Genomic DNA, 14,975 nt, shown 5'->3' with positions numbered 1-14,975 from the left:
CGGCGCCTTCGTCGTGCGGTGCTGCTCAGATGGGGCGGTTGAGGGAGTCCCGGATCTCGCGGAGCAGGATGACGCTCTCGTCGGGTGCGGCATCGACCTCGTCGGCCTTGGCGTAGCGGGACTTGACCGCTTCGTACGGCTTCACGACGAAGAAGTAGATGACCGCGGCCGTGATGAGGAAGGCGACGAGGGCGGTGAGAAAGGCGCCGACGGGAACATCGCCCGGGTGGTAGGTGTCGAAGTTGGGCGAGCCCCCGAGCTTGCCCAGGATCGCCACGAACATGTCGGTGAACGCCTTGACCACGGCCGCGAACGCGAGGCCTATGACGAACGCGACGGCAAGCTCGATGAGGTTGCCCCGCATGATGAAGTCCTTGAAGCCCTTCATGGGATCCCGACCCTTTCCCTTGGTGAGTGGAGCAGTGGGGCCACGCTAGCGACCTGCGCCCGGTTCGTCAGTGCCTGACCGGTTCGGGTTCCTGAGCCGCCGGACGTCCAGCATCCCGGCGCGACCTCAGCGGGACCTCAGCGCGAGCGCAGCACGAGGGACAGCTGCGGTCGCCCGAGGGCATCCTGCTGGGTGGCGGAGAGGTCGAGGATCGTCGGCTGGTCGACGGCGACGGTGAGGCCGACCCCCTCGAGGTTGTCGCCGCTGGAGGAGCCGGGCCCGTTGAGCACCGCCCCGAAGTCGGTGGTGAAGACGGGGTCGACCGCCAGCACCGGGGCGCTGCGCGCCACGACCCCTACCGGGCCGACGAGGTCGATCCGGTCGCCCGGGCGCACCATCGACACCGACCGCGCGTCCGGGATGGTCACGTGGAAGGCGAGCAGGTCCATCGGCTGCCCCGCGAGGACGCTGGACGGTCTCGCTCGGTCGGTGGTCACCGGCTCGCCGCGGTTGAGGGTGGCGGTCAGCGGGCGTCCGACCACCTGGGCCACTGCTGTCGCAGCGCCGTCCGGCACGAGGGTCGCCGGGAACAGGACGATCCGCAGGGCGTCAGGCGTGGCGATCTCACCCACGGCCAAGGGACGCGCGGCGACGACGACCGGGGTGAGGGTGCCGCCCCGGGGTGCGCGGGCGACGGCGACGATGCCCAGGACGACCGCCACGGCACAGGCGGCGGCCAGGGCCCGCCGCAGCACCCGCCGCCGCCACTCACGGCGACGGCCGGGACCACGCAGCCAGTCGGCCAGCGCTCGCCCGGCGGTCGGCAGCATGTCGTCAGCTCAGGCCGGGAGGGTGAACGGCAGGGTGATTCCGTCGAGCGCGCGTCGGCACGAGCAGCTCGCCGTCTCGTCCGGCTCCGCCGCCGGCATCGCGGCCAGCGCGGAGCGGAGCACGGACTTGAGGCGGTCGACGTTGCGTCCGAAGACTGCCAGCACCTCCGAGTGGGTGACGGCCTCGCCGCCGTCGACCCCGGCGTCGAGATCGGTGACGAGGGCGATCGTCGTGAAGCACATGGCCAGCTCGCGCGCGATGGCGGCCTCGGGCATGGCCGTCATCCCGACGACGGTCCATCCCGCCTGCTGGTGCCAGGCCGACTCCGCCTTGGACGAGAACCGCGGGCCGTTGATGACCGCGAGGGTGCCCGCCTCGGCGACCTCCATCTGCGCGCCCCGTGCGGCCTCGATCGCGACCTCGCGCCCTCGCGGGCAGTAGGGGTCGGCGAACCCGACGTGCACGACCGGACCCGGCGCGTCATACACGGTGTGCTCGCGGCCCCACGTGCGGTCGACGACCTGGTCGGGGACCACCACGGTGCCGGGCCCGAGCTCGGGGCGCAGCGATCCCACCGCGCAGGGGGCGAGGACCTGGCGGACGCCGACCGAGCGCAGGGCCCAGAGGTTCGCCCGGTAGTTCACCCGGTGGGGCGGGAAGCGGTGCCCCTGGCCGTGGCGGGCGATGAACGCGACCCGCCGCCCACCCACGTCACCGACGACGAGGTCGTCACTGGGGTCACCGAACGGCGTGCTCACGCTGATCCGGTCGGCCTGGTCGAAGAACTCGTAGAAACCCGAGCCGCCGATGAGGCCGAGGTCTGCGCGCTGCCCTGAGGTCATGTCGGCCAGCCTACGCAGCAGCGACGGTGCCGACACTGCGGAGACGGGGCCTGTGGACGCCCCATCGACGACGCCCGCCCCTGTGCACAGGAGCGGGCGTCGTCGGTGTCGACGGAGGTGGGGCGGGGTCAGGCGGCCGAGCCGTCGGCGACCTTGGCGGACGAGCTCGAGGCGCCGGCCTTCTTCTCGCCGGAGCCCTTCGACGACGAGCTGGAGTCGGAGCTGGACGACGAGGAGGCGCCGGAATCGCCGGCGCTGCTCGACCCCGAGTCGCTCTTGCCTGCGGGCATCGAGGCGGACGAGCCGCTGCGGGAGTCGGTCCGGTAGAAGCCGCCACCCTTGAACACGACACCGACCGCGCTGAACACCTTGCGCAGGCGGCCCTGGCACTCGGGGCAGACGGTGAGGGAGTCGTCGCTGAACGACTGCACCGCGTCGAAACGGTGGTCGCACTCGGTGCAGGCGTAGGAGTACGTCGGCACGGGGTCCTCCAAGGTGTTGCGGCCGCGTGGCGGCTCGGATGATGCAGGGGCGTCGAGAGGGGCTGACCCGCGCGCGGCCGGCCGGTGGGCTGGCACTGTGGCGGGTCGACTGCCAACTATAAGGCCGCCCGGGCCCTACTTCTTCCCGCCGAGGCGCTCGCCCAGCCGTCGGGCCATGGCGCGACCGGTCTCGGTGACCGAGGCCGGCACGCCCGCCGGTGCTGCGGCGAGCGTGGGGGCGCGCCGCCCTCCGGTGGCCCAACCGGCGAGGCGACCGTGCAGGCTGACCTCACGGACGCGCTTCTCCGCCTTGGTCCGTGACTCCGCCGTCGTGACGATGAGCAGCTGGTCGCCCCGACGCACCACTGTGTTGAGCTGGGGCACGAACCCCTTGTCGTCGCGCACCACGAGGGTGACGTTGGCGCCCTGGGGCAGGCGCAGCTCGAAGATCTCGACGCCGTGCAGCTTGGAGGCCGGCCCGACCGTGACCTGCAGCATCTCCGCGCCCATGTCCTCCAGCGGCGTGGCCTCCACGGCCAGGTCGAGGGTGGTGTGGTCCTCGACGATGCCGAGCCGCCCCGCCACCCAGGGCAAGGTCGGCGCCTGGACGATGGTGAAGATGATGACGAGCACGAAGACGAGCTCGAAGATCCAGTCGACGTTCTTGGCGCCGACGGTGAGGGGGACCGTCGCGAGAACGACCGGTACGGCGCCGCGCAGCCCTGCCCAGGAGAGGAAGACCTGGTCGCGCCAACCGATCCCGAACGGCGTGGCCGAGGCGATCACCGACAGGGGCCGGGCGATGAGGAGCAGGACCAGCCCGATGACGATGGCGGGCAGGACCTGCTCGCCCATCTTGCTGGGGGAGGCCAGCAGGCCGAGCAGGACGAACAGCCCGATCTGGGCCAACCAGCCCAAGGCGGTGGAGAGCCCCAGGACGGCCGGCCCGTGCGGGAGGCGGAGGTTGCCGAGCACGAGGGCGGCGAGGTAGCAGGCGATGAAGCCGCTGGCGTGCACGCTGGCCGCGGCCGCATACGCGAGGACGGTCAGGGCGACCACACCGATGCTGAACAGACCCGACGAGCCCGACGCGGCCCGGCGCATGAACTGGCCGCCGAGCCACCCGACGGCCAGCCCGATCGCCGCACCGACGCCGAGCTCGACGATGGCCTTGAACAGCAGCGTGAACCAGCCCTCGGCATCGGCGGGGTTGGCGCTGCGGGCGGCGAGGGCGGTGACGAGGATGACGACGGGGGCGTCGTTGAAGCCGGACTCGGCCTCGAGCATCCCGGTGATCCGGCGGGGGAGCGGCACCCGGCGCAGCACGGAGAACACGGCGGCGGCGTCGGTGGAGGACAGGATGGCCCCGACGAGGAGGGCGGTGTTCCAGTCCAGGTGCAGCACGAACCGTGCCGCGACGGCGACGACGGCCACCGAGACGATGACCCCGACCGTTGACAGCACGGCGGCCGGGCCGACCGAGCGTCGGATCCCCTCCCACCGCGTGCTGAGCCCGCCCTCGGAGAGGATGAGGATGAGGGCCGCGTACCCGAGGACCTGGGTGAGCTCGTTGGAGTCGAACTCGATCCGCCCGAAGCCTGCCTCGCCGATGGCCAGGCCGATGCCGAGGTAGATCAGCAGCGACGGCAGACCGGACCGCACCGAGAGGCGGACGGCGGCCACCGAGACGAGCAGGACCAGGGAGCCGACGAGCAGGGCCGGGGTCAGGTCGTGCAGCGTGAAGCCCGCGGAACCCCCGTCGAGGACGAGCGAGGGGAGTCCTGCGTGCACGGGCTGTCACGTCCTTCGCTGGTCAGTGGTGCGGATAGTCTCGCATCGTGTCTCGCGCCATTCTCGTTCGTCGCTCTGCCATCGCCGTGGCCGCCCTGTTGGTCGTCGTCCTCGGAGTGGTCGCGGTCCTTGCCGTGACCTGGGTGCGGCGTCCGTTCCCGGTCACCGAGGGAGAGGTCAAGGTCCCGGGTCTGCAGGGCAAGGTCGACGTCATCCGCAACGACCAGGGCATCCCGCAGATCTACGCCGACAACGCCGACGACCTGTTCCGGGCGCAGGGCTTCGTGCACGCCCAGGACCGGTTCTTCGAGATGGACCTGCGTCGCCACATCACCTCCGGCCGCCTCTCCGAGCTCGTCGGTGAGGGAGGCCTGGAGACCGACCGCGTGATCCGCACGCTGGGCTGGCGGCGCGTCGCCGAGGCCGAGCTGCCGACGCTCAAGCCCGAGACCCGGCGCTACCTGCAGGCCTACTCCGACGGGGTCAACGCCTACATCCACCAGCAGGGCACCCCCTCGAAGATGTCGCTGGAGTACGTCGTCCTCGGCCAGAAGGTCCCCGACTACCGCGTCGAGGACTGGACCCCGGCCGACTCCCTCGCCTGGCTCAAGGCGATGGCGTGGGACCTGCGCGGCGACTACAGCGACGAGCTGACGCGGGCCCGGCTCGCCGGCACCATGCCGCTCAGCCAGATCAGCGAGCTCTACCCGCCCTACCCCTACGACAGCCACAAGCCGATCCTGTCCGGCCAGGACTGGTCCTCGACCACGTCCAACGCCTCGAACGGCTCCGCCAACTCAGCCCTCCCCTTCGCCTCGACCGAGGCCCCCACGGCGACCACGCCGAGCAAGGCGAGCAAGGCGAGCAAGGCGAGCAAGGCGAGCAAGGCGAGCAAGGCGAAGAGCCCGGAGCTCGCAGCCGAGACGAGCCCGTCCGCCGAGCAGGCGTATGCCGCCGTGACCAAGGCCCTGAACTCGGTCCCGGTCACGATGGGGCGCGGCGACGGCATCGGCTCCAACTCCTGGGTCGTCGGCGGCTCGCGCACCAGCACCGGCAAGCCCCTGCTCGCGAACGACCCGCACCTCGGGGTCAGCATCCCGGGCATCTGGTACCAGGTCGGCCTGCACTGCCGGTCGGTGAGCAGCAGCTGTCCCTTCGACGTGGCCGGCTACTCGTTCGCCGGGCTGCCCGGTGTCGTCATCGGCCACAACCAGTCGATCGGCTGGGGCTTCACCAACCTCGGGCCCGACGTCAGCGACTTCTTCCTCGAGCAGGTGCGTGGCAACACCTACCTGCGCGACGGCAAGCAGGTGCCGCTGACGATGCGCACCGAGACGATCAAGATCGGCGGTGGGGGCGAGCAGACGATCACCGTCCGCAGCACCACGCACGGCCCGATCCTCTCCGACGCCCTCGGCACGGTCGCCCGGGCCGGCGACAGCCCACCGGTCAACGGCCGCACCAGTCCCGGCAGCTACGAGGTCGCCCTGCAGTGGACCGGCATCGAGGTCAACCAGACCGCCGACGCCATCTTCGGGCTCAACACGGCCCAGAACTTCCAGCAGTTCCGGGAAGCGGCCAGGCACTTCGCGGTCCCGGCGCAGAACCTCCTCTACGCCGACACGGCCGGCAACATCGGCTACCAGGCTCCCGGCTCCATACCGATCCGCAGCCGCTACATGGACAGCGCGCCCGGGTTCTGGATCCGCCCGGGCTGGGTCTCCTCCTGGGACTGGAAGGGCAAGGTGCCCTTCGAGCAGATGCCGTGGACCTACAACCCGCCAGAGGGGTTCATCGTCGCGGCCAACCAGGCCGTCACCGAGAGCGGGTCGCCGTTCCTCACCACCGAGTGGGACTACGGGTTCCGTAGCCAGCGCATCCGCTCGCTGCTGGAGAAGAACACCAAGGTCACGCCCGCAGCCATGTCGCACATCCAGGGCGACGTGCGCAGCGAGTTCGCCCCGACGCTGGTCAAGGCGCTGCTCAAGGTCGACCTCGGTGGTGACGACTTCACCAAGCAGGCGCAGGACCTCCTGCGGCACTGGGACTACACGATGCCGGTGGGGGCGAGCGATGCCGGCGCGGCCGCCGCGTACTACAACGCCGTCTGGTCCAGCCTGCTCGACCTGACCTTCGACGACGAGCTGCCCAGCGACCTGCGGGCCGACGGCGGCGACCAGTGGATGCAGGCGATGACCCAGCTGCTGGCCAAGCCGCGCTCGGCGTGGTGGGACGACAAGCGGACCGCCGGGGTGGCCGAGGGGCAGTCCGAGATCCTGCGCAAGGCCCTGGTGGACGCCCGTCTCGACCTGACCCGTGAGCTCGGCAAGGACCCTTCGGACTGGCAGTGGGGCGAGCTGCACACGCTGACCCTCCAGCACCAGGTGCTCGGTGGCGACGACGTCCCCGGGTTGGTGCGGATGCTGTTCAACCGCGGCCCGATCGAGCTGCCCGGTGGCTCGGCCATCGTCAACGCGAACGGCTGGGACGCCAGCCAGGGTCTCGACGACGCCAACCGCTCCAAGGCGTTCAAGGTCGACTGGGCGCCGTCGATGCGGATGGTGCTCGACTTCTCCGACCTCGACCGGTCGCGCTGGGTCAACCAGACCGGCAACAGCGGTCACGCCTACTCCGACCACTACGACGACCAGTCGGAGGCGTGGGCGAAGAACGAGCTCTACGACTGGCCGTTCAGCCGCAAGGCGGTCGAGCACGTGGGCGGCGACAAGCTCGTGCTGGTCCCCGACACCTCCACGAACTAGCCGGCCGGCAGCCGCCGCAGCCCGGTCCCGGCGGCGATGACGGCGTCGACGGGGCGGTCGTGCGGCTCGCGAGGGAGGTCCCGGTCGAGGACCACCTCCCACGGATGCACCACGGCGACGAGCGTCGCTGCGGTGCGGGGCAGGGCGCGGTCGTAGCAGCCCTTGCCCTGGCCGATCCGCGTGCCGCGGGCGTCCACCCCGTGCGCGGGGACGAACACCACCGACGCCCTGCCGATCGCCTCGAGCCCCAGCGGCGACTCGGTGCCCACCTCGCGCCAGTCGAGGTCCCAGTCGGGCTTCGTGACGGGCACCATCACCCTGATCCCGCGGGCCAGGAACGCCGCGACCAGCGCCTGCGTGGGTGGTTCGGTCGCCATCGACTCGTAGGCCGCGACCCAGTCACCGGGTCCGACGCCGGCCTCGTGGGCGGCCTGGAGGGCGCTGAGCGCAATCGCTTCCGCGTCCGCTGCCCGGTCGCGACTGGGCACCCGCTCGTCTCGCAGCCGTCGCAGCTGCCCACGGACCATGACTTTGTCCATGGTCCCATCGTGCCCGGACCTGCGGCCGAGCCGCGAGCGCGCTGGCCGAATAGGGTGGGAAGCATGAGCAGCCAGCCCGCCCGACCTGTCACCAAGGCCGTGATCCCCGCAGCTGGACTCGGGACCCGTTTCCTTCCGGCCACCAAGGCCACCCCGAAGGAGATGCTCCCGGTCGTGGACAAGCCGGCGATCCAGTACGTCGTCGAGGAGTCGGTCCGCGCCGGTCTCGACGACGTCCTCATCATCACCGGTCGCAACAAGGCCGCACTGGAGGACCACTTCGACCACCAGTGGGAGCTCGAGCAGGCGCTCGAGGCCAAGGGCGACCTGCACCGCCTCGAACGGGTGCGTGAGTCGGCGGCGATGAAGGTGCACTTCGTCCGACAGGGCCAGCCCAAGGGGCTCGGCCACGCCGTGCACGTCGCCAAGGAGCACGTCGGCGACAACCCGTTCGCGGTGCTGCTCGGTGACGACCTCATTGACGCCCGCGACCACCTGCTCGAGGAGATGCTGCGGGTCCGCGAGGAGAAGGGCGGCAGCGTCGTGGCCCTCCTCGAGGTGCCGCCGGAGTCGGTCCACCTCTACGGCTGTGCCGCGTTCGACGACGTCGACGGCGACGTCGTGCGCATCACCGGGCTGGTCGAGAAGCCCGACCCCGAGGAGGCGCCCAGCAACCTCGCCGTCATCGGCCGCTACATCCTCGACCCGTCGGTGTTCGGGGTGCTCGAGCAGACCCCGCCCGGTCGCGGTGGCGAGATCCAGCTGACCGACGCGCTCCAGACGCTGGCCGCCTCGAGCGAGCCCGGCGGCGGCGTGCACGGCGTGGTCTTCCGGGGTCGTCGCTACGACACCGGCGACCGGCTCGACTACCTCAAGGCCGTGGTCCGTCTCGGGCTCGACCACAGCGAGCTGGGCAAGGACTTCGGCGGCTGGCTCGACGACTTCGCGGAGGAGCGCCGCGACGCGAAGGCCGCCTCCCAGTGATCTCCGTCGAGGAGCACCTCACCCGGATCCTCGAGACCGTCCAGGTCATCAGGCCCTTCGAGCAGGGTGTGCTCGACGCCCAGGGGTGCGTCCTCGCCGAGGACGTCAAGGCGCGCGGGTCGCTGCCCGGCTTCACCAACTCCGCGATGGACGGGTATGCCGTGCACGCCGCGGACGTCGTCGGCGCCAGCGACGAGCACCCGGTGGTCCTGCCGGTCGTCAACGACATCGCTGCGGGCAACACCAACGCCCTGTCCCTGGCCCAGGGCCAGACCATGCGCATCATGACCGGCGCCCCCATGCCACGGGGGGCCGACGCCGTCGTCGCCGTCGAGAACACCGACGGCGGGGTCGTCAAGGTCGCCATCCGCGCTGCGTCCGTGGTCGGCCAGCACGTGCGCGAGGTCGGCGAGGACGTCGAGGAGGGTGTGGTCGTCCTGCGCAGCGGCACCCTGCTCGGGCCGGGCCAGATCGCCCTGCTCGCCGCGGCCGGGGTCGCGCGGGTGCGGGTCGTCCCGCGGCCGCGCGTCGTCGTGATCTCCACGGGTGACGAGCTCGTCGAGGTCGGCCAGACCCCCCGGTTCGGCCAGATCGTCGACTCCAACTCGGTCATGCTCACCGCCGCGGTGACCTCGGTCGGGGCGACGCCATACCGCGTCGGCGGGGTCGCCGACGACGCCCGCACGCTCATGGCGACCCTCGAGGGCCAGCTGGTGCGGGCCGACGCGATCATCACCACCGGTGGGGTCTCGATGGGGGCGTTCGACACCGTCAAGGAGGTGCTGTCCCGGGTCGGGACGGTGCAGTTCGACAAGGTGGCGATGCGCCCCGGCATGCCTCAAGGTTTCGGCGTCCTCGGTGAGGAGCAGGTGCCGGTCTTCACGTTGCCCGGCAACCCCGTGAGCGCACTGGTGTCCTTCCACGTGTTCGTGGCCCCGGCGCTGCGGGCGATGGCCGGCCGGCCCGAGCCGTCCTTCCCGCCGGGCTACGTGCCGGCCGTCGCAGCGGAGCCGTTCACCTCGGTGCCGGGCAAGATGGAGTTCATGAGGGTCGTGCTCGACGACGACCGGGCCCGTCTCGCCGGAGGCCAGGGCTCACACATGCTCGGCGCCCTCGCCGCGGCCGATGCCCTCGCCGTCATCCCCGCCGACGTCACCCAGATCGCCGAGGGTGACGCCCTCGACTGCCTGCCCCTGCTGGGTCGGGAGGGTCAGTGAACGACCGGCTCACCCACGTCCGTGAGGATGGATCGGCCCACATGGTCGACGTCTCGGCCAAGGAGGTCACGGCGAGGCAGGCCAGTGCCGCCGGGCGGGTCCTGTTGTCGGGCAAGGCGATCGGTGCGCTGCGTGACGGCAACGTCCCCAAGGGTGATGCGCTCGCCGTCGCGCGCCTCGCGGGCATCCAGGCGGTCAAGCGAACCCCCGAGCTGATCCCGTTGGCGCACCCGATCGCGGTGCACGGCGTGGCCCTGGACCTCGACGTCGCCGATGACGGCGTCGACATCCGGGCGACCGTCCGCACCGCCGACCGCACCGGCATCGAGATGGAGGCCCTCACCGCGGTCGCCGTCGCAGCCCTGGCGCTCATCGACATGGTCAAGGCCGTCGACAAGCACGCCCGCATCACCGACGTCCGGGTCGTCGCCAAGTCCGGTGGCCGCTCAGGCGACTGGGTGGAGGAGCCGTGAGCCACGAGGCGCCGGCCGCCGACCCCACGCGGGCGACCGAGGGCGTGCCGGAGTCGCCGCGGGCCTTCGTCATCACGTGCTCCACCCGCGCGGCGAACGGCGTCTACCCCGACCGTGGCGGTCCGCTGGTCGTGACGGCCCTGCGCGAGTGGGGTTTCGAGGTCGGCGACCCGACGGTCGTGCCCGACGGCCCGACGGTGGGGAAGGCGTTGAAGGCGGTGCTCGCCAGCGAACCCGACCTGCTCATCACCACCGGCGGGACCGGGTTGTCGCCCACGGACGGCACCCCTGAGGCGACCCGGCCGCTGCTCGACCGCGAGGTCAGCGGGATCGCCGAGGCCATCCGGGCAGCAGGCGTGGCTGCCGGCGTCCCGACCGCGATGCTCTCGCGGGGGATCGCCGGTGTCGCCGGGCCGACGCTCGTCGTCAACCTGCCCGGGTCCACCGGTGGGGTCAAGGACGGCCTAGCCGTGCTCGAGCCCGTGCTGCGCCACGCCCTCTCGCAGATCCGAGGCGGCGACCACTGATGTCGTCGTGGCCCAGCTGATGGCGCACTGGCCCGTCGAGCTGCACGGTCGGACGGTGTCCGGCCAGGACCTGGTGCTCGACCCGTTGCGGCGTCGCGACCGCAAGGACTGGGTCCGGGTCCGTTCGGTCAACCGGGAGTGGCTCGGCCCCTGGGAGGCCACGGCGCCGGAGAACAACCCGCATCCGGTGTCGTTCGCCAGCCTCGTGCGGCACTACAACCGCGAGGGCCGGTCCGGCCGGATGATGCCGTTCACGATCCGCACCGAGGGGCAGATCGTCGGTCAGGTGGTCCTCTTCGGCATCGCGTGGGGCTCGCTGCTGTCGACGTCGGCGGGGTACTGGGTCGACCAGGGGGTGGCCGGGCGCGGCATCGTGCCGATGGCCCTGGCCCTGGCCGGCGACCATGCGTTCGGTCCGATGGGGCTGCACCGGCTCGAGGTCAACATCCGGCCGGAGAACACCAACAGCCTCGCCGTCGTGCGCAAGCTGGGCTTTCGCGACGAAGGGCTGCGGGCGGCATACCTGCACATCGACGGGCAGTGGCGCGACCACCGCACCTTCGCCCTGACCCGTGAGGACCTCGGTGGCAGCTCGCTCGTGGAGCGATTGCACACCAATCACACCAGTCACATTGGCGACACACCGCCCCACCTCCCCGAGGGCCCCACGCACGGGACATAACGTCGTGTCCGTGCAGCCCAGCAGTCTCATCTTCCTCGTCATCATCGCCGTTTGGGCTGCCTACTTCGTGCAGTACTGGGTCCGTCGCCGTGAGCACCTCGCCACGGCGCACTCGGTCGACCAGTTCTCCGAGACCATGCGGGTCCTCGAGCGCCGCTCCCCGCTCCCCGCCACCGACCTCTCCACCCCGTCCCGCCCCTCGTATGCCGTGAGCCCGGCCCGCGCGGTGCGCGCCCAGGTGCTCGTCAAGCGCGCCGAGACCACGACCTTCACGATGACCCCGTCGGGTGCCGTCACCCCGGCTGCGGCATCCGCCCCTGCCTTCGACGCATCCACCGCCTCCGCCTCGAACGCCCCCGCGGACGACGGCCACACCTGGGACGTCGAGTCCGCTGCGCCGATCCGCCCGGCTCGCGCCGTCCGCGGCCTCACGCTCCTCGTCGCCCTCCTCGCCTTCGTCGTCGCCCTCCCGCTGGCGGGTTTCGGTGTCATCGCGTGGGCCGGCGTCCTCATCCCGCTGGCAGCCGTCGCCGGTGCCTTCGTCTGGCTGCGCCAGGTGGTTGCCGCGGAGCAGGCCGCTCGTCGTGCCGCCCGCCGACCCCACGCACGGCCGGCAGCGCGCGGCCATGAGGGCTCGGCTCGTCGGACCCAGGCCGCCCGCCCCGCCGCGGGCCGTGCACCGTCCCGTTCCGCAGGCCGTCCCGAGAGCCCGGCGGCCACCACGTCGTCCGAGGCCGCGGCGCCCACGTCCGACGAGGGTGAGCCGGTCGCCAGCCGTGCAGGCGACGAGCTCTACGACGTCCAGCAGGTCGAGCGAGAGCTCGCTGCTCCGGCGGCCCCCGTGTCCCGCCCGGACGAGGTCGTCGCACCGGCTGCGTCTGCCAGGGTGACTGCTCCCCGTCCGCTGGTCGACGAGGACGACATCCCGCTGACCTGGGACCCGGTCCCGGTGCCGCGCCCGACCTACACGATGAAGTCGCGTGCGACCCGTCCTGCGCCCACGTCGGCCGACCTCGTGGGGGATGCCGACACCGAGTACGCACGGTACGAGCAGGAGCCGGTCCGCCGCGTCGCCGGCGCCTGAGCCCTCTCGGCCCGGAGCCGGGCTAGCGGTTGCCCCACACGGTGCGGGCGCCGGCATCGCCGGTCAGGGCGACGATCACCGTGGTGCCCACCGCGCTGACGACGACGAGCCCGGCCACCACCAGGCGGAGCCTGCTGTCGGACCGGGGGCGGCGCAGCATCAGCCACTGCCCGATGGTCGTGACGGCCAGGGCGGCCGCCCAGGGCAGGACCATCGAGCCCAGCGAGCGGTGGTGGGCGAGGAACGCCGGATCGCCCAGCTTCCTCGCGAGGTCCGTGCCGGCCCGGGTCGTCACGGGGACGGCCAGCAGCCCGACCACCGCACCGAGCGGGACGAGGAACGTCAGCTTCCGCTGCGCTGCGGGCCACACGCTCACCACGATCGCGGCCATGGAGGTCAGGGGCAGCACGACCACCACGAGGTGGACCAGCAGGACATGGGCAGGCAGACCGTTGATCTCCATGCGGGATGAACGAGAAGGGTGCCCCAGACGTTCACCGTGTCCGGCCTCCAGCTCCCGACCCGTGCTCCGGTGAACCTTAGGGACGGTGATCTCGTCCTTTACCGCGACGGATCAGGAACGGGAGGATCACCGATGTCGGCATCGGTCGACCAAGGAGTGGCGGTGGAGGCAGGTCAGCGGCAGGAGGCCCTCCAGGGCCTGCACGACCGACATGCCCCAGAGCTGTGGCGGTTCGCGCTGCGGCTCACCCGCGATCCCCAGGTCGCCGAGGACCTCGTCCAGGAGTCGCTGTTGCGGGCCTGGCGCGACCCCCAGCTCGGTGGGCGCAGCGACGCGCAGGCCAGGGCCTGGCTCTTCACCGTGGTGCGCAACCTGGTCGTGGACCGCTGGCGCAGCGCCGCGAACCGGCACGAGGTCTCCGGTCTCGACTGGGTCAACCCCCTGGTCGCCGACAGGACGGGCGAGGTGCTCGACCGCTGGCTCCTCGCTGATGCCCTCGGATCGCTGTCGCCGGACCACCGCCGTGTCGTCGCGGCGGCCTACTACGAAGGAAGGACGGTGGCCGAGATCGCCGCTGAGCTGCGGATCCCCGAGGGCACGGTGAAGTCGCGACTCCACTACGGACTGCGGAGCCTGCGACTGGCCCTGCAGGAGAAGGGGGTGACCCGGGCATGAACGACACCGACCAGTACGCCGAGTGGGATGCCGCCTACGTGCTCGGCGCCCTGTCCGGAGACGACCGGGCGCAGTACGAGGAGCACCTCGCCGGGTGTGCCCGGTGCCGGGCCGCAGTCGGCGAGCTCGCCGGCCTCCCGGGCCTGCTCGGACAGCTCAGCCCGGCCGAGGCGATCGCGCTGGAGTCCGGCAGCGGCGCGGTCGAGGGGGCAGGCGGCCCGTTCGCCGATCCGCTGGTCGTCCCGGAGCCCCCGGCGTCGCTGATGCCGCTCTTGCCCTCGGTGCTCGCGGAACGTCGCCGCCGGTGGCTGGCACCTCTCGCTGCGGCGGCCGCCGCCCTCCTCATCGGCGGTGTCGGCGGGTATGCCGTGTCCGCCTCCCGTGGTGCCGCGCCGGGCGCCCCACCTGCGACGGTCGCCCTCGGCCCGAGCCGGTTGGCGTTCACGGCGGTGGCACCCTCGCCCATGACCGCGGTGGTGGACGTCGTCCCCACGGGTGCGGGGACCGAGTTGCGGGTGGAGTGCCAGTACGCCGCGACGTCGGGGACCGCGTCCTCGGCGGGCACGTCCGCTCCAGGCGCGACCGCTTCGGGAGCGCCGCGACGAGGGACCGGCGACGGTGGCTACACAGGGGTCCGATACGCCATCTGGGTGGTGGGCAAGGACGGCCGCGAGATGGAGGTCAAGGACTGGACTGCCCGGTCGGGGCGCATCATGCACCCGTCCGGGGTCACCCCGTGGCGGACTTCGCAGATCGCCGCCGTCGAGATCCGGCTGGCCGACACCGACACCCCGGTGATGCGGGCCCTGGTCGTCTGACCTGGCAAGGGGCGGACCCACCGAGGGGCGTCTGAGCGGCGAGCTGCCCGGGCCGTGGGCTCGCGGCGGCGCACCGGGGTACCGTTTTCCATGACGGGCGCTGCTGGTGTTATCGTTTCGTCCGCATCAAGGGGCTGTGGCGCAGTTGGTAGCGCGTCTCGTTCGCAATGAGAAGGCCCGGGGTTCGAATCCCCGCAGCTCCACCCTTGGAGAACCCCGTCGGACCCGCGCGAACGCGCCGGTCCGGGCGGGGTTCTTCGTTTGCCATTCCGCCACCTGCCCCGTTCGTGACCCCGGGAACCACTCGGTCACGGTCCGGTGTCCATGCCCCGGAACCGGGTTCGGTGGCGCCGCGGCGTGCCACGCTTGGGGTGAGGAGCGGGAGCGCTCCGCAGCAATCGGGCCGGGGGGCTGTAG

16 protein-coding genes and 1 tRNA gene are annotated in these 14,975 nt (G+C 71.8%); 10 read left to right on the top strand and 7 right to left on the bottom strand.

Annotated elements, in window-relative coordinates; all coding sequences use genetic code 11:
- Positions 1-25: 25 nt before the first annotated feature.
- The 5 genes from mscL to ABEG17_RS05470 form a co-directional block, all read right to left on the bottom strand.
- A complete protein-coding gene (gene mscL / locus ABEG17_RS05490; RefSeq protein ID WP_406832276.1) occupies positions 26-388 on the bottom strand; it encodes a large conductance mechanosensitive channel protein MscL in 363 nt (120 codons plus the stop codon).
- Positions 389-525: 137 nt separating this feature from the next.
- Positions 526-1,218, bottom strand: coding sequence for an SAF domain-containing protein (locus tag ABEG17_RS05485; protein ID WP_406832275.1), 693 nt, complete (start codon positions 1,216-1,218; stop codon positions 526-528).
- A gap of 9 nt (positions 1,219-1,227) precedes the next feature.
- Complete coding sequence (locus tag ABEG17_RS05480; RefSeq protein WP_406832274.1) at positions 1,228-2,061, bottom strand: S-methyl-5'-thioadenosine phosphorylase; 834 nt, start codon at positions 2,059-2,061, stop codon at positions 1,228-1,230.
- Between the two features lie 128 nt (positions 2,062-2,189).
- The gene (locus tag ABEG17_RS05475; RefSeq protein ID WP_406832273.1) at positions 2,190-2,543 is read right to left on the bottom strand and encodes an FmdB family zinc ribbon protein; all 354 of its coding nucleotides are present in this window, start codon (positions 2,541-2,543) and stop codon (positions 2,190-2,192) included.
- 135 nt (positions 2,544-2,678) lie between these two features.
- Entirely contained in the window at positions 2,679-4,334 is a 1,656-nt protein-coding gene (locus tag ABEG17_RS05470) for a potassium/proton antiporter (protein WP_406832272.1), read from the bottom strand.
- A 47-nt stretch (positions 4,335-4,381) separates the two neighbouring features.
- Here ABEG17_RS05470 and ABEG17_RS05465 point away from each other — a divergent pair, with 47 nt between their 5' ends.
- On the top strand, positions 4,382-7,096 hold the full coding sequence (locus tag ABEG17_RS05465) for a penicillin acylase family protein (RefSeq protein ID WP_406832271.1): 2,715 nt from the start codon (positions 4,382-4,384) through the stop codon (positions 7,094-7,096).
- On the opposite strand, the gene ABEG17_RS05460 is transcribed toward ABEG17_RS05465, so the two are convergent.
- A complete protein-coding gene (locus ABEG17_RS05460; protein WP_406832270.1) occupies positions 7,093-7,635 on the bottom strand; it encodes a 5-formyltetrahydrofolate cyclo-ligase in 543 nt (180 codons plus the stop codon). The genes ABEG17_RS05465 and ABEG17_RS05460 overlap by 4 nt on opposite strands.
- Positions 7,636-7,698: 63 nt before the next feature.
- Between ABEG17_RS05460 and galU the strand changes: the two genes are divergently transcribed.
- The 6 genes from galU to ABEG17_RS05430 are packed head-to-tail and all read left to right on the top strand — an operon-like array spanning position 7,699 to position 12,602.
- Entirely contained in the window at positions 7,699-8,619 is a 921-nt protein-coding gene (gene galU / locus ABEG17_RS05455; RefSeq protein ID WP_406832269.1) for a UTP--glucose-1-phosphate uridylyltransferase GalU, read from the top strand.
- Positions 8,616-9,836: a gephyrin-like molybdotransferase Glp gene (glp, locus tag ABEG17_RS05450; protein WP_406832268.1), complete on the top strand. Its 1,221-nt coding sequence runs from the start codon at positions 8,616-8,618 to the stop codon at positions 9,834-9,836. The genes galU and glp overlap by 4 nt, the downstream gene beginning before the upstream one ends.
- Positions 9,837-9,877: 41 nt before the next feature.
- Positions 9,878-10,309, top strand: a complete 432-nt coding sequence (gene moaC, locus ABEG17_RS05445) for a cyclic pyranopterin monophosphate synthase MoaC (RefSeq protein ID WP_406833137.1) — start codon at positions 9,878-9,880, stop codon at positions 10,307-10,309.
- A 44-nt stretch (positions 10,310-10,353) separates the two neighbouring features.
- Entirely contained in the window at positions 10,354-10,836 is a 483-nt protein-coding gene (locus tag ABEG17_RS05440; protein WP_406833136.1) for a molybdenum cofactor biosynthesis protein B, read from the top strand.
- Positions 10,837-10,843: 7 nt separating this feature from the next.
- On the top strand, positions 10,844-11,518 hold the full coding sequence (locus tag ABEG17_RS05435) for a GNAT family N-acetyltransferase (protein WP_406832267.1): 675 nt from the start codon (positions 10,844-10,846) through the stop codon (positions 11,516-11,518).
- 10 nt (positions 11,519-11,528) lie between these two features.
- Positions 11,529-12,602 carry a hypothetical protein gene (locus ABEG17_RS05430; protein WP_406832266.1) on the top strand — a complete coding sequence of 358 codons (1,074 nt, stop codon included), beginning with the start codon at positions 11,529-11,531 and terminating at the stop codon, positions 12,600-12,602.
- A 22-nt stretch (positions 12,603-12,624) separates the two neighbouring features.
- On the opposite strand, the gene ABEG17_RS05425 is transcribed toward ABEG17_RS05430, so the two are convergent.
- The gene (locus ABEG17_RS05425; RefSeq protein WP_406832265.1) at positions 12,625-13,065 is read right to left on the bottom strand and encodes a DUF2231 domain-containing protein; all 441 of its coding nucleotides are present in this window, start codon (positions 13,063-13,065) and stop codon (positions 12,625-12,627) included.
- Positions 13,066-13,227: 162 nt separating this feature from the next.
- On the opposite strand from ABEG17_RS05425, the gene ABEG17_RS05420 reads away from it, so the two are divergent.
- The 3 genes from ABEG17_RS05420 (at position 13,228) to ABEG17_RS05410 (ending at position 14,761) form a co-directional block, all read left to right on the top strand.
- Entirely contained in the window at positions 13,228-13,740 is a 513-nt protein-coding gene (locus tag ABEG17_RS05420) for a sigma-70 family RNA polymerase sigma factor (RefSeq protein WP_406832264.1), read from the top strand.
- Positions 13,737-14,558 (top strand): zf-HC2 domain-containing protein, encoded by an 822-nt coding sequence (locus tag ABEG17_RS05415; protein WP_406832263.1) that lies wholly within the window; start codon positions 13,737-13,739, stop codon positions 14,556-14,558. Before ABEG17_RS05420 ends, ABEG17_RS05415 begins: the two co-directional genes overlap by 4 nt.
- 130 nt (positions 14,559-14,688) lie before the next feature.
- Positions 14,689-14,761 (top strand) — tRNA-Ala (locus ABEG17_RS05410).
- Positions 14,762-14,975 lie beyond the last annotated feature (214 nt).

The organism is Pedococcus sp. KACC 23699 (assembly GCF_045348425.1).
GTDB lineage: Bacteria > Actinomycetota > Actinomycetes > Actinomycetales > Dermatophilaceae > Pedococcus.
The sequence above is the reverse complement of the archived record's forward strand: the minus strand, read 5'-3'. Positions and strand labels throughout refer to the sequence as shown.